The organism is Methanosphaera sp. DEW79 (genome assembly GCF_003266085.1).
Lineage (GTDB): Archaea > Methanobacteriota > Methanobacteria > Methanobacteriales > Methanobacteriaceae > Methanosphaera > Methanosphaera stadtmanae.
The window spans coordinates 1-15,192 of record NZ_MUZW01000054.1; the positions used below are offsets into that span (position 1 = coordinate 1).

Below are 15,192 nucleotides of genomic sequence, written 5' to 3' on the forward strand. Positions count from 1 at the left end.
CACTGTTTCTATTAATCTATAGAAAGTAAAATGTTAAATAACATTAATCAAAGGATTATATTAATTAGCAGTAATAAAAGAATCATATTATTCCTTTATATTCACCACATCCAATATAACAATAATTATATCGCGTAAATTTGGTACATACATCAAACTAAATCATCAACACAATTGCTGACTTTACTTTAGCTCTCATATCATCATAATATTACTACATTTGGAAAAAAACAAACTATCATAACAAATAACAAAACCAGTTATTATAAGTTCAAGTGTTTACGCTATTTAATGTAGCACATACTATTGTCAACAAAACAACCATCACAACAAAAATAGAAAACATTGCAAAAAATATTATGTAAACACCATACAACAACAAATAAATAAATAAAAAAATAGATAAAAAATTATTCTTTAATAATAATAAAAACTCTTTTTAGAAGGAATTTTATTAAATTCTTTTTCTTCAGAATAAAGTTAATAAAATATGAAGTGTTAATATATGAAAGGTATAAAAATTACTAAAAAAAATGCAAATAACATACGAAAAAATCTAATTAAAGAAAATCAAATACACAGAGACTATAAAATAAAAAGTGATGACAAATACGTCTATATTCCATTAATAGAAAACTACAATGAAAAATTAATTAAATCCTTAATTGATAACTACACTATAACAATTGATGACTATAATTTTATACCTTATAAACATAGAGCTAAAAACTTCATGGAATACCTTGATAATAAAATACCTCAAAATGAACTTGAAGATATAAGAAAATCCTTTGATATTATCGGTGATATTGTAATACTAGAAATTCCACCAGAACTTGAAAATGAAAAAAAAGTCATTGGTCAAGCAGTACTTGATTTTACTAAAAGAAAAAGTGTGTATTATAAGAAGAGTAAAATTCAAGGAGTAAGACGTACAAGAGAACTTGAACATATTGCTGGAATTGATAACTTAGAAACAATACATAAAGAATTTGGTATTAGATTCAAATTAAATCCATCAACAGTATATTTTAGTCCACGACTTGCAACAGAACGTTTACGTGTTGTAAAAGAAGTAAAAGAAAATGAAGTTATAATAGATTTCTTTGCAGGTATAGGTTCATTTCCAATAAGTATTGCACATAGGAAAAATGCTAAGATATACAGTGTAGATATTAATCCTGAAGCATACAAGTATGTACAAGAAAATATTAAACTTAATAAATTAGTTGGAACTGTTATACCAATTGAAGGAGATATAAGAAAGGTAATTGATAAACTACCACTTGCTAATAGAATCATAATGAACCTACCTGGTACTGCTAAAGAATTTCTTACAGTTGCTATTAATCATCTACAAAAGGATGGTATCTTAAATTACTATGAATTCTCATCAGACTATGAAACAGTGATAAAAAGAGTAGAAAAAGCAGCCTATCCACGTGAAACTGATGTTTTAAATATTAGAAAAGTAAAATCTCAAAGTCCAGGAGTATGGCATATAGCCCTAGATATGAAAATTAAATAAAAAAAAGAGAGTAGAAAAAGGTATTATAATGGTTTTTTAATACCTTCCTCTGTAATAATACCAGTTATTAAATCTGATTCAACAATATCAAATGCCGGATTTTCCACATTTGTTTGTTTTTTTGAAATATATTTACCATTAATACATAACACTTCCTCAGGCAATCTTTGTTCTATTATAGTATCAAAAATATTATTCTCAAAATCAAATGTACTCATTGGTGCAGCAACATAAAATGGAATATCATATCGTTTAGCAGCAAGAGCAACCATTAATGAACCAATTTTATTAGCAACACCATCTTTTGCAACCCTATCAGCACCAATTATAACCTTATCTACTTCACCTTTTTGCATCATATGTCCTGCAGCACCATCAACAATTAAACGTACAGGTATATTTTCTTGTTGCATCTCAAATACACTTAGTCTTGCACCCTGAAGTACTGGTCTTGTTTCATCACATATTACATCAATATTTTTATTAGCCTCATGTGCTGCTCTAATAACACCAAGAGCTGTACCATAACCTGCACATGCTAATGCTCCTGCATTACAATGTGTTAATATAGTATCATTATCATCAATAATACTATTTCCATATTCACCAATCTTTTTATTAATAGCAACATCGTCCTTTTCCATTTCAATTGCAACATCAACTGCCGATTTACCCCTGGATACTAAATCAAGAACTTTATCAACGGCCCAAAAAAGATTTACAGCAGTAGGTCTTGCAGATTTTATTTCATCACCAATAACATCCATGTCCTCTCCAGCTAATTCTCCAAGAGCCATACCATAAGCTGCAGATACACCTATTGCAGGAGCACCTCTTACCTTCATAGTTTTAATTCCATCTATTACATCAGTATATGTTCTACATTCCACATATTCTATTGTATGTGGAAGTTTTGTTTGATCTAATAAAAATAATCTGTTATTTTCCCAATATAATGTTCTAATCATAATAATTACCTCTAAAAAAACAATATTCTCATGGTTAATATATAATATAAAAAGTATATAAATTCTATTTTTCCTAAAAAGAGTTAAAAAGAGTCATTATTTAATAATGACTGTTAGGTACAAGATCCAATGAAAAATCATCACTCTTTTTACCAGGTATTCCAAATGCATCAGCTCTACACTGAGTACATGCCCTAAATACTGGAAGATATTCTTCAACTTCCTCTCTTACCTCACTTAACATGCCACAACCTGGACGTTCATAATCCTTAAATTTATTCATAGGTATTAATGGTAGGACATTCATAATAGATGCACCCTTACTTTTAACAACAGATGCAATTTCTTTTATATGTTTATCATTTACTCCTGGTATTAATACAGAATTTACCTTCACAATAACACCACGTTTAGATAACATTTCAATACCCTTAAGTTGATTATCTAAAAGAATTTTAAAACCCTCAACTCCATGATATATCCTTCCACCATACTCAATATTATCATATATTTTAGAACCAATATTAACATCCACTGCATTAACAGTAATTGTCACAGTTTTAACACCAACTTCTGCTATTTCATCAGCATATTTAGGTACAAGTAGTCCATTAGTACTCATACATAATATAAGATTAGGAAATTCTTCCTTAACTTTTCTAAATAATTTTAAAGTATTAGGATTACATAATGAATCTCCAGGACCTGCAACACCAATTACATTAATAGGCATGGATTTAACTGTCTTTCTTATATGATTCATTGCCTCATCTATTGACATGATACATGAAGCTACACCCGGCCTTTTTTCTACATCATTAAGTGATCTTGTACAGAATCCACATTGAATATTACATTTTGGTGCAATAGGAATATGAATTCTTCCAACTTTATCATGTATTTTTTCATTAAAACATGGATGAGCCTGAGTTACATGTGCAAAATGACTCATCTTCTTATCGTCTTTATTATTCAATGAAAAAACCTCCTTAAATCATGAAATAATCACATATTTTTAACTTCTTCAATCACTTCTTCAAATTTCTTATTCCATTTCTCATCAATAATTTCATCACTACTCATAAGACAAATTAAATTTCCTTCACTAGCATTACGTGTCATACGAAAACCTTCAGGCATAACCCTAAATAATGCATCATATACCTTTCTTTTAAGTTCATGTGATGGATCAATAATCATTAAATTCTCAGCATCAACTGTTGGATTTTTAATTTCAATCTTATATCTATCAGGTTGTGAAACATTAACACGACCCTCTTTACTCCACAATACCCTTAAAAGATCTGGAAGATAATTCTCATTTTCTATCTTAATTTTTAAAACATTATCCTCTATAACATATGATGCCATATCAGTTAAATATATTGGCTGTGATGCTTTTTCTAGTTTTACTACCCCAATAAATAAGGCATCTCTAGGATCAATAAATAACTTAACTGCACTTATAGCCCTTGCTAATTTAAGATCTTGAAGTGCATGTCTTAGTAATGTATCATATACTTGAGCACCCACTTCATCATAACACTCTACATACATGGGAATCCTCCATTGTAATTAGAATCTTTTACTATCATCAATATCTGTATCTTTAAGTCCAGAAACAAGCATTGCAGATCCCACTGCTCCAATATACTGTGAATATTCTGGTACAATAATATCAATACCACCAAGAATATCTTGAACAGCATCAACTAAACCTGCTACAAGAGAAGTACCTCCCACTTGTATTAAAGGTTCACGAACATCAATTTCCTGTAATTGTTGTTCATATACTTGTTCTGCAACAGAATAACATGCTGCACTAGCAGCATCTTCTTTTGAAGCCCCACCTGCAAGGGATGTAACAAGATCCTGAATACCAAATACTATACAGTAACTATTTAACACAGCATTTTTATAATTACCTTTCTGAGCAAGTGGACCAAGTTCTGTAATATCAACATCTAATCTCCCACTAGTCATATCTAAAAAACGACCAGATGCTCCAGCACATATACCACCCATTGTAAAGTTATCAGGAATACCATTATTTACAGTAATTACCTTGTTATCCATACCACCAATATCAAGAACTGTTGCTTCACCTTTTTGTGCACCAGCCAAATACACAGCACCTTTACTATTTACAGATATTTCTTCCTGAATAAGTTTTGCACCCATATGCTTACCTATTGTCATACGCCCATAACCAGTGGTCCCTATAGCTTCAACATCATCAAGTGTATAATCAGTTTCTGCAAATGCTTCATTAATAGCATCATTTGTACAACCAATAATATCACCAGTTTTTACCCAACCAGTACCTAATACTTCATCATTTTCCATTAATGCTACTTTAGTTGTTGTTGAACCACTATCTATACCAAGAGTAAGACCTTCTTGTTTTTCACGTGCAAGAATACTTTTTCTTGAAACTACAGTGGTTAATGCCTCCATACGAATAAATAATTCAGATGCTTTTGTTTTTTCTGTAAATGAATATGTTACTACAGGTAAATCAGTATTATTTTGTATTAATCTACGTACTTCATTTCTTGCAATTGCTGCTTCTGCACATCTAAAACAAGTACATATAAACACTGCATCAGCTTCATTTTTACCTTCTACAAGGGACATTGCCCTTGCAATCATTAATTTAAGACTTGAACTTGCACAGCTTAAACCAAATTTTTCATAAGCCTCATCAATGTCATCTAAATTCACATCAGGCATAACCATTTGTGCACCAAACATACCTGCTGCTTTTTCAATTTCCTTTTGAACACCACTATATTCTGTTCCACAAGATAGTTGAGCTATTTTAATCATTATCATCATCTTCCATATTATTTAAGTTATCAAGAAATGTATTTATTTTATGTACCATTTCTACAGTTGCATCACGAGATGTAGGATAATCTAACTCCAATACTGGAATATCTTTTCTTCTTAATGAAAATACTGTTAATTCAGATGATCTAGCACATCCTACACATCCAAAACCATATGGTGCTTCATTCATTATAATAGCAGCTTCTGCTTCTTCTATTATTGGACCAAATAAAGACATACGACCACGTACACCAGAGGGAACTTCTATTGCAGCATATTTAAGACCACTTATTGGATCGTCCTCAGTCATGTTAAATGGAGGTGCATCAATATCTGGACTTGTTACCTTCTGTTTCATCTGTTTTTGAACAACTAATGGTTCATGACCACATCTAACTACCATATCTGCTAAAATCATAGAGTTAGGTGGAAAAATTGCAACTTTCATAATATAACCTCTAATTAATTCTCCTTTTTCTAATTAAATTCATTTATTATTTTTTCTAAATCATTTAATGATATCTTCTTTTTATAAGGCCTCATATCACAATTTAAATTATCATCATTAATTACTTCATTTTTATATTTGCCAGTATGAAGTCCTTGAAGAAAATCATTAATTCTATCTATCATACAAATTATTTTCTCCCTATTATCAGGATATGCTAATTCAAGTATTGGAATATCTTTTTGTTTAATTAACTGTATTAAAAGTTTATAATGATTATAACATCCAACACAACTAAATAATATCAATTCATTTAAATGATTATACATATGTTTGTAACCTTTAGGACGTGGACCCATAATAATAGCAGCATCAGCATCCCTAATAATAAAATCAAACATAGACATACGACCACGTAGGCCTGATGGAGTCTCACATGAGGCATACTTATTTCCAGTTAATCTCTCATGATCCTTCATACTAAATGGTGGAGCATCATAATCACAAAAAGAATCATCATAGGGATCCTTTTTTCGTAATTTTTCCTCTGAAAGATTTGTTGATGATAAATATTCATGACCATTCTTAGTTACTAAATGAATAATCATCATAGCACCATCAGGAATTACTGCTATTTTCATGAATAACACCTATTTTTTAGATTCAACTTCATCTACAATACTTTTAAAATCATCAACTGAAATCTTTTTAGGTAATTCTAAATCAACATGTTTTGGATGTTCTAAAGCATAACTTACATCCTCTAGTAATTTATATTCAGCTTCAATTTGATGAAAACCTTCACGAGCTCCCCCTCTTTTAGCTCTACATCTCCTTGGATCACCTGGAGGAAAACCTCTAAATTTAATGAAAATATGACTAGGATCTAATTTTCTAGTCTTTTCAATTGCTTCCATAATATCTTCTCTAACACCATTAATGTTTGCACCATAACAAGTTAGACGAATATTAATAGGTAATTCAAGTAAATGTAAAAAATTCATTAATTCTTTTGAACTTACTCTACATCCAGGACCTAAAACAATCATACGAGTTATTTTATCCTTCTGATTTGAATCTCTGTATGTTCCATCACCCATTGGAATATGACAAAATTCTGTGTCAATATCTTTAGCGTTCTTTGACATAAACAGTATCTCCTTCTTTAAATGCTTTTAGATTATCAAATCCAGCAACAACTTTTCCAATCACATTAGTAGCACTGAATGATTCACCAGTAGGACCAAATTCACTATTGTCTTCAAAACGAATACCAATATTACCAACATGTTTACATGCAGTGTTACTTACACATATTTCCCAAGCATTAACCTTATTATCTGGTAATTTTTCTGGAATTAAACCTTTAGCTTCTTTATTCACTGCTTTAAACATGATTATATTCATTTCCTTTATTGCCATATTAACACGTAGATGTCCAACATCACCATTTAATAAACCAGAAATTTTTCTAAAATACCATACTGAACTTGGATTTTCATCAGCATATAATTCTATTTCAACAAAATCATCCTTAGGTACTCCCAATGTCTTAAGTTTCTTTTGTTTATCAATATCCACAGTATAAAGTGGGTCTTGTGCAACAATTATAGCATCATCATCAACTAATCCATCACGTTCATGTTCAATACCTAAGTTTTCAAGATAAATATCAGCATCTTTTTGTGTTAATGCAACAGTAGATATCTTTTCAGGTACTGTTTTAATAGTTATTTTTTCATGTTCTTTAACAGTATCTAATAACTGTATACCTCTAGATACATAACCAATTATGTTATGTGAAGGTACTCCTACACGATCTTCTCTGTAGATATATACTCTTCCTACACCAGCACCCTGATTTCTTAGGGTAACTGCACCACGTTTTCTTTTTTCAATAACTTCTGAATCCTTTTCTAAGCCCCTTAATTTATCATTACCAATAAAACTTTCAGATTCATAGTCTACATAGAAAGTTCCATCTTCTATTATTTTAAGAAAATGTTCAAAGGATATTGGTGCTTCATGATTTGCCTCAATTTCAACATAAGTAAATAATTCATTACCTTCCTTTAGTGTTGTTGATAAATCTGTAACTGATGCACTATTAATAACACTTTTACGTTCAATAATAGGTTCAATATTTATAATTTCATCAGTATTTTTAAGTTTAAGAATATTTCTTTTACCACCAACAACTGTAGCAACAATTCCCTTATTCTGATTAGGTACACTATAAATTGATTGATGTTTAGATTTAGAGAAAATAATATGAGTAGCTTCATTTGAAAATCCAGATAAACTGATGATTACATCCCATCTATTATATAAATACTCATTATTTGTTGGCTCTAAATCAGATTTTACTGCACCCATAGCCACTTCTTGTGATGTAGTCCAACGAATTACTTTATTAATAAATTTCTTATAATTTTTTTTCCAGAAATCTGTTAATAATTCTGCATTATCAACTAATTCAATAATTACACTACCACCAGTAGTTTCTATTTTATATTTATTTACTTGACTTTCAAGTTCTTGCCTACCTTCAATTAAGGCAATAGGTGTACCACTGATATATGGTGCATTAGAAAGTTTAATAGCATCTTCAACAGTTGAACCAGCAGTTATATCCATTTCAATATCATTGATTTTTACTTGCATTTTTTCGCCTCAATAAGAGTTAATGAAATATCAACATGATATAACTCTTAGTTTATTTAGAAATTTATGAAGTATTTCTATAATTTAAACTTTAAGCTTTATACTATTAATAGTATTATAAAAAAAATATAATATACTTATATATGAAGTATATTTTTTAGAAATAAATTCTATTGAAATATATACTAAAAATTATTTATTTTAAAGACATATTAATATAAAAAACAATTAGAAGTTATAATTAGGGATCATATTATGTAGCAGATTATAGTCCTTGGCTTGAAGATATGATTAAATTATTTGCAAATATATCAGATGTAACAGCACAAAATTCAAATGTAAAATTAGATACAATACTTGAAAATCAAAACAACATAAATGATACACTACTGGAAATTGCAGAAATAAATAAAATATTATCAGAGATTCTCTTTAAATTAAACAATACCCTATCTAATATAGATTATAATCTAGAGACTAAAAAAAAAATACTACATCTACTTTAAATATATCTAATGATAAGACAGTATATAATAACACAGAGGATAATTAATAAAAAAAGATAATATTAATAAAGAGTAGTATGTTATACTCTAAAAAACCAATTTCATAGATAAATCTACCTATTTAGTTTTTTAAATAGAAAAAATATAGTATAAAACTCAAAAAAAAGAATAAGATAAATCAGGTTTATTTATCTTCTGAAAAACCCATGATAATTTCATTACTAAAATCAAACACTGTTTTTGTTTCGTTATTGTATGACATGGAAAGTTTATGATTAGATGTAACCTTACCTACACAATTTGCATCAATATGTGCTTTATTTAGAAGACTTAAAGTTTCATCTGTTGTTTCTTCAGGTGCAGTTAAAACAAAAGCACTACCTGGATACATTTTAAACCAACTAATCCAATCAATATCATTTGCACGTGGAATACTTTCTAAGTCTATATGAGCCCCCATATCAGATGCTTCAAGAAGCATACCTAATGTTCCAACAATACCAGGATTACTAATATCCTTTGCTGCATGAACTAAATGTTTCTTACCAATAGTTTCCATTACATTAATTTGATTTTGAACATAACTTGGACTTTTATCACTAGTTGTATCCCAATTAATTTCTGTACCTGGATAAACATCACCATCCAAATCAATAGCAACTATTACATTATCATCATTTACTGCCCCACAACTAGGTATAACAGCATCTTTATCTACAATACCACTAATTGCAACATCTAAAGCATCATAAGGTGTATCAGGATGAGTATGTCCACCCACCATTGGTACTCCAAATTTTTTCACACCTTCCTTAATTCCATCCATTATTTGAGCAGTAATTTCAGGATTAGATGATGATAATACATTTGTCATACCCATTGGACGTCCACCCATTGCAGCAATATCATTAACATTAACAAGAACTGAACAATATCCTGCCCACCATGGATTAACATCCATTAATGCACCCCATATTCCATCAGTAGCAAGTAACATTAATTGATTATTACCAATATCAACTGCCGCTGCATCATCACCAAAAGCTAGATACACATTACCTGAAACATTATATACATCCTTTAGTTTTTCACGAACATCTGCAATAGATCTTTTACGTGTAACTCCCTTGAATGTTCGTATTGATTCTACTATTTCATTAAAATCCAAATTATTACCCTCTATTTTTTTTAAATAAAAACATTAATATAAGATTAATTCTCAATTTTTATTACATAATTATTTCTTTTATATCTTTAATCTAATAATTGTTTATCAACAAATTTATATGAAATACCAGAATTATCTATAGTATCTAGAATTTCTTTCTTAAATTCCACAAGATCATCCACATTTCTACTTATTTTATTAGAGAAGACCTTTTTAAATATCATTTCCCCAATAATATCATCATATCCACTTTCCACTTGAATAATAATAGAATCATCATGTTTAAATCCTTCAAGAACAACCTTATCCAAGTCTCCATCAGTAATTCCAATAATTGGAACATTAAATCTATATAATATATCTGATGAAAGTAGTGTTGTATCATCCCCCACTGATACTACTAAATCAGCATTTCTATATTGATATATATCTTCTGCTGCATGATCAAGATAAACAACTGTTAATTTATCTGATGATATATGTTTCATAAGTCTTGGTTTAATATTGTTTGTCTTTCTAAGAAGACCTGTTTTAACAATAGCTTTTGTTAAATCAACTTTTCCTAATTTTTCAAGACCATGTTTTTTTATTTTACCACCAATCATCTTAATAATTTGATTATCTTGGGCAATTATTTCTAGATTACTAGATGTTACTCTACCAATTATTGTTCCATTTAACATGATATTTTCACCAGGAGAAACACCTGCAATCTTTCGCTTAATTAGACCTTCCTCCTTATTATATCCTGTTAAATTTTCAACAATACTAGTTACTTCATTTGATGATACAATAGGCATGTTTAAATCCTTAGAAATATTATTTAACAACGTCTTATCAACATTATCACTCCAACAAATTATAGCACCATCACTTGTATCTGGTCTTTCAATCTGTATTAAATCAACATCCATCCCCACATTATTTAATACTTTATAACCAAATGTATGACCTGTTATCATGGACTTTCCATAATTTAATAAAAATAGAATATCATTATCCTCAGATAATAATTCTATTGACTGACTTGGTAATAATTTATCTTCTATATTAATAACATTCTCTAAACTTGCATCTATAACAGCAGTTCTCCCCATTGTTCCACCAAGTCTAGCTGATACAACACCATAATTTGATAGTAAATTTATTATTTTCTTTGCATAACCTTTATCTATTATAGTAGGTCCATGTACTATAACACCAATTTTTAAACTCATAATATATACCCTTTAATGGTTACTTCTAGCATTCAGTCTTTTTCTAATAATAGGTGAACCACAAATATCACATACCTCTTCAGTACTATCAGAAGAGTATTCTTTTCTACAACCTTTACATATTCGTTTCCATTTTATTGTTTTCTTAATTCCTTTAGTTCTTACAGACATGAATTTAAGATTTAATAATTTTAAGGCATTTTGCATTGAATAATCATCAGTTACAGTGATTACATCATGACCCATTTTCTTATATTTTAATGATAATGCAATTATATCCTTATCAGTATCAGATAATCTCATTAAATCCCCACTAGATAATAACACTTCTTTTATATCTTCATCATCATCGTATACTACAGTTTCAATTCTTATTTTTCCTTCAGAAATATAGTTGTTTAATAAAATTTCCGTATTAATATCTTTAATTTCAGAAACTGTGGATGATGTCATAAGATTTAATGAATCGTTTGAACAAAATCCATTAATTAATCCAGATGCATCTAAAACATATATTTTCATATTAAAACTTTTCCCCTTAATTTATTCAATATAAATAATTATTTATAATATTTAATTTAGATTTTTCTAAAATTAAAAAACATAAAATAAAAAAAATATAAATCCATATAATAATATAAATTCAATATAAATATTAAAAATAATATTAGCTATCTATAAATTATAAAATATAAAAAATAAATATCCGAGGGATTTAAATGCGTTTATTAAATGATTTAATTGGAAAAGAAGTTTTAGACCATACAGCATTAGTTATTGGAAAAGTTAAAGATGTGGAAATAGATACCTCATCAAATAAAATTGAATCTATTATCATATCAAAAGGTGGAATTGGTGAAAGTATTGGAATTTCTAAAGCTGAAAGTTTAGTTCCTTTTGAAATGATAAACCGTATTGGTGATAAAGTAATTCTTAAAAAAGCAATAAATGAAGCAGAACAACTTGTTGAAGAATTAGAAAATGAAATATAAGGACATATTACAATGACAGACTATAAAAATAAATTAATAAACTTATTAAAAGAAAATAATGTAATTAAATTTGGAAAATTCACATTATCTTCAGGACGTGAAAGTGACTACTATGTTGATATGAAAAAAGCAATAACTGAACCTGAAATACTAGATTGTGTAGCTCATCTTATAACCAATGAAATAGAACATGATAATATTGATAAAATAGCAGGACCTGCATTAGGAGCAGTTCCTATTGCTACAGCAACATCATTAATATCAAAAAAACCAATGTTAATGATTAGAAAAGCTAAAAAAACATATGGTACAAGTAAACAAATTGAAGGTGAATTACTTGAAAATGATGATGTTGTAATAGTTGAAGATGTTACAACAACTGGTGGTTCTTTATTAAAAGCCATAAATGTTATTGAAGATAATGGTGGAAATATAGTTAAAGCATTTGTAATTGTAGATAGAGAAGAAGGTGCTCAAGAAACATTTAAAGAAAATAACATTGAATTCACACCACTTTTAACTATTAGTGAATTTAAAAAATATTTATAATTCTAACTAAAAAATAACTCTATACTAAATAAAAAACAAGTTATTTCTGTAGATACCAACACCACATTTAATAAATAAAATATTTAAACTATTATATTATATAAAAAAAATATATTATCATACGAGGGGATAATATGAATTCAAAAGAAATTATTGGAATGAAAATAATAGATAAAAATGCAAAAGATGTTGCAAAAATAGCAGAAATTAGTTTTGACACAAAAACATATGGAATAACAAAAATAATTGCTTCAACTGGAAATCCTATAAGTAAAAAATTTTATGAAATAGATCCTAAAAATATACTTGCATTAGGAGATTATTTATTAATTGACACAACTGTTGAAGAATTATCTCAAAATAAATTAGATAAAATACCTGAATCTACAGGAACAAACATAAAAATTAATGAAAGTGTTGGAAAAACTGTAATTGATGCTGATGGAAATGTTGCTGGTAAAATAGCTAATATTGATATTAACTTTGATAATCTTGAAGTTGAAAATGTAACTCTTGCAAAATCTTCATCATTTGGAAAACCAAAGGATATCTACACATTATCTAAAGAGGATATTGAAAGATTTGGAGATTATGTTATTACTAATAAAAAAATTCCAAATTCAGAAAAAGTAGATGAAGAATCTGAAAAAACAGAAGAAAAAACCGTGGATATTGAATAAGAATAAAAATATTTATTCTTAATTATTTTTTTTATATTAACTTTTTTAATTCATCTAAATTTAATTTAATAAAATCCCTAGCTTTATAATCAGACAATAATTTATATTGTTTCTTATGTGTTTTTTTATATGCTATTTCCAGAACTTCTTGTAACTCCTCAATATCTGTATTTATTATTATATTCAGTTGTTTTTTCTGCTTTTCATTTAAATTATCCAGATTACTTTTAACAGTTGAGTTAAATTTTTTAACTACATTAGTATTTCTTTTTATTACTGTACCCATTAAAAAGGAGGGTGTCATTGTAAATAGAAAATCATATTCTTTTAAATCATTGTAAGTTATTTTATCCACCATACATTAATCTCCATTAATATCTTTCATAGATATAATATATTATTTTAACGAAATAACATTATTTTTTTTATCTATTTAATAATTTATATTATATTCATTCTTTAAATAGAGAAAATAGAATATATAATTCAATATACGAATAAAATTCCATTATTCTATTATAAAATTTGATTATAATATATTAAAAGAAATATATAATTATATCTATTAAATGAATTCTTTTATTTTTTGTAAAATAATATCTAAAATTCATTAAATAGATCAAATTCGAAAAATAACAGTTAACTATCACTCAATACATCTAAAAACAGAGCTATTATGAGTATATTCTTTTAATAAAAACAAGTAACTAATCCACCATATCTATAGAATATGAAAAAATAGTAACTTAATAAATAAAAAAATATCTTCAATTATATACTATTAACAATAACAACAAATAGTTTAATACTACCACAAAAAATATTATGATAATTAAAAAGAACAAATACAACTGAAACAAATAATATTTTGAAATAAATAGAATTAACTCTATTTTATCTTAAAATACTACTTTTTTTTAGAAAAATAGCCCAATTACATCTTTAAAACTCAAAAAAAGAAATATTTTAGAAAAAAGATTTATATGCTATGAACTAGTTAAATAATAGTAAGTTAATTATCTACTAGATAATTAACATTTTTTGACTGAAAAATAAATTATATCCAAATTATATAATTATAAGGAGGTTTTATAATTAAGGGTTATCATGTAGCAATTCTATTTGTGGTGATAATTACACTACTAATAGGATCAGTTGCAGCTGCAGATACTACTTCAAACACTACAACATCTAATAAACAGACAAGTAGTATTTCTAGCACAACTACCCCTGAAGTTCAAAAAACACAAGCAACAACACACAAATCAATAGAAAACTCATCACAAGCAACACAAAACACCCAAATTAAAACAGAAAACACAAAAGTACAAACTGTAACTAATGCAAATAAAGTTACAACAAACAATAAAGTAGAAAATACAAGTATAACAAAAACAAATAAAAGTTTGAAAAGTAGTAGTGCTAAAACTGCAACAAAAACGTCAGTCACATCCATTAGAGGAAATAAAGGCGCTAAAATTACTATAAAAGCAACAGTAACTACAAATAATGATTTAAAAGTAGTTTCTGGTAAAACAGCATTTAAAATAAATGGAAAAACAATAGGCCAATCAACAGTAAAAAATGGAGTTACAACACTACCATACACAATACCAACAAGTTGGGCTGATGAAACATAT

Annotated in this window: 18 protein-coding genes; 6 read left to right on the forward strand and 12 right to left on the reverse strand. The window is 27.8% G+C overall.

Annotated features, from left to right (window positions below; translation table 11 throughout):
* The first annotated feature begins 505 nt into the window (after nucleotides 1–505).
* On the forward strand, nucleotides 506–1,528 hold the full coding sequence (locus tag BZ132_RS04870) for a class I SAM-dependent methyltransferase family protein (protein ID WP_011406605.1): 1,023 nt from the start codon (nucleotides 506–508) through the stop codon (nucleotides 1,526–1,528).
* Nucleotides 1,529–1,551: 23 nt separating this feature from the next.
* On the opposite strand, the gene mtnA is transcribed toward BZ132_RS04870, so the two are convergent.
* From mtnA to BZ132_RS04910, 8 genes are all read right to left on the reverse strand, one after another.
* Nucleotides 1,552–2,496: an S-methyl-5-thioribose-1-phosphate isomerase gene (gene mtnA, locus BZ132_RS04875; protein ID WP_011406606.1), complete on the reverse strand. Its 945-nt coding sequence runs from the start codon at nucleotides 2,494–2,496 to the stop codon at nucleotides 1,552–1,554.
* Between the two features lie 100 nt (nucleotides 2,497–2,596).
* Nucleotides 2,597–3,448, reverse strand: coding sequence for a radical SAM protein (locus tag BZ132_RS04880; protein ID WP_048059874.1), 852 nt, complete (start codon nucleotides 3,446–3,448; stop codon nucleotides 2,597–2,599).
* 53 nt (nucleotides 3,449–3,501) lie between these two features.
* Nucleotides 3,502–4,053 (reverse strand): methanogenesis marker 17 protein, encoded by a 552-nt coding sequence (locus tag BZ132_RS04885; protein WP_011406608.1) that lies wholly within the window; start codon nucleotides 4,051–4,053, stop codon nucleotides 3,502–3,504.
* An 18-nt stretch (nucleotides 4,054–4,071) separates the two neighbouring features.
* Nucleotides 4,072–5,325 carry a methanogenesis marker 15 protein gene (locus BZ132_RS04890; protein ID WP_286940603.1) on the reverse strand — a complete coding sequence of 418 codons (1,254 nt, stop codon included), beginning with the start codon at nucleotides 5,323–5,325 and terminating at the stop codon, nucleotides 4,072–4,074.
* Nucleotides 5,318–5,776: a methanogenesis marker 5 protein gene (locus tag BZ132_RS04895; protein ID WP_011406610.1), complete on the reverse strand. Its 459-nt coding sequence runs from the start codon at nucleotides 5,774–5,776 to the stop codon at nucleotides 5,318–5,320. Before BZ132_RS04895 ends, BZ132_RS04890 begins: the two co-directional genes overlap by 8 nt.
* Nucleotides 5,777–5,805: 29 nt before the next feature.
* Nucleotides 5,806–6,417, reverse strand: coding sequence for a methanogenesis marker 5 protein (locus tag BZ132_RS04900; protein WP_048059743.1), 612 nt, complete (start codon nucleotides 6,415–6,417; stop codon nucleotides 5,806–5,808).
* A gap of 9 nt (nucleotides 6,418–6,426) precedes the next feature.
* Complete coding sequence (locus BZ132_RS04905; RefSeq protein WP_369815029.1) at nucleotides 6,427–6,924, reverse strand: methanogenesis marker 6 protein; 498 nt, start codon at nucleotides 6,922–6,924, stop codon at nucleotides 6,427–6,429.
* Nucleotides 6,908–8,440 carry a methanogenesis marker 3 protein gene (locus BZ132_RS04910; RefSeq protein ID WP_011406613.1) on the reverse strand — a complete coding sequence of 511 codons (1,533 nt, stop codon included), beginning with the start codon at nucleotides 8,438–8,440 and terminating at the stop codon, nucleotides 6,908–6,910. The genes BZ132_RS04905 and BZ132_RS04910 overlap by 17 nt, the downstream gene beginning before the upstream one ends.
* 287 nt (nucleotides 8,441–8,727) lie before the next feature.
* On the opposite strand from BZ132_RS04910, the gene BZ132_RS04915 reads away from it, so the two are divergent.
* A complete protein-coding gene (locus tag BZ132_RS04915; protein WP_286940604.1) occupies nucleotides 8,728–8,946 on the forward strand; it encodes a hypothetical protein in 219 nt (72 codons plus the stop codon).
* A 184-nt stretch (nucleotides 8,947–9,130) separates the two neighbouring features.
* On the opposite strand, the gene BZ132_RS04920 is transcribed toward BZ132_RS04915, so the two are convergent.
* The 3 genes from BZ132_RS04920 to BZ132_RS04930 all read right to left on the reverse strand — a co-directional run bounded on the left by BZ132_RS04920 (nucleotide 9,131) and on the right by BZ132_RS04930 (nucleotide 11,853).
* Nucleotides 9,131–10,114: a methanogenesis marker 2 protein gene (locus tag BZ132_RS04920; protein WP_011406615.1), complete on the reverse strand. Its 984-nt coding sequence runs from the start codon at nucleotides 10,112–10,114 to the stop codon at nucleotides 9,131–9,133.
* Between the two features lie 86 nt (nucleotides 10,115–10,200).
* Nucleotides 10,201–11,331, reverse strand: a complete 1,131-nt coding sequence (locus BZ132_RS04925) for a DUF2117 family protein (protein WP_112149626.1) — start codon at nucleotides 11,329–11,331, stop codon at nucleotides 10,201–10,203.
* Between the two features lie 12 nt (nucleotides 11,332–11,343).
* Nucleotides 11,344–11,853 (reverse strand): type II toxin-antitoxin system VapC family toxin, encoded by a 510-nt coding sequence (locus tag BZ132_RS04930; RefSeq protein ID WP_011406617.1) that lies wholly within the window; start codon nucleotides 11,851–11,853, stop codon nucleotides 11,344–11,346.
* Nucleotides 11,854–12,050: 197 nt separating this feature from the next.
* Here BZ132_RS04930 and BZ132_RS04935 point away from each other — a divergent pair, with 197 nt between their 5' ends.
* The 3 genes from BZ132_RS04935 to BZ132_RS04945 all read left to right on the forward strand — a co-directional run bounded on the left by BZ132_RS04935 (nucleotide 12,051) and on the right by BZ132_RS04945 (nucleotide 13,552).
* Nucleotides 12,051–12,323, forward strand: coding sequence for a PRC-barrel domain-containing protein (locus BZ132_RS04935; RefSeq protein WP_112149628.1), 273 nt, complete (start codon nucleotides 12,051–12,053; stop codon nucleotides 12,321–12,323).
* A 12-nt stretch (nucleotides 12,324–12,335) separates the two neighbouring features.
* Nucleotides 12,336–12,872: an orotate phosphoribosyltransferase gene (gene pyrE / locus BZ132_RS04940; protein WP_011406619.1), complete on the forward strand. Its 537-nt coding sequence runs from the start codon at nucleotides 12,336–12,338 to the stop codon at nucleotides 12,870–12,872.
* Nucleotides 12,873–13,006: 134 nt separating this feature from the next.
* Complete coding sequence (locus BZ132_RS04945) at nucleotides 13,007–13,552, forward strand: PRC-barrel domain-containing protein (RefSeq protein WP_011406620.1); 546 nt, start codon at nucleotides 13,007–13,009, stop codon at nucleotides 13,550–13,552.
* Between the two features lie 31 nt (nucleotides 13,553–13,583).
* On the opposite strand, the gene BZ132_RS04950 is transcribed toward BZ132_RS04945, so the two are convergent.
* Entirely contained in the window at nucleotides 13,584–13,910 is a 327-nt protein-coding gene (locus BZ132_RS04950; RefSeq protein ID WP_011406621.1) for a hypothetical protein, read from the reverse strand.
* Between the two features lie 766 nt (nucleotides 13,911–14,676).
* Here BZ132_RS04950 and BZ132_RS04955 point away from each other — a divergent pair.
* The coding region (locus tag BZ132_RS04955; RefSeq protein WP_286940605.1) for a hypothetical protein at nucleotides 14,677–15,192 on the forward strand (516 nt) is incomplete at its 3' end.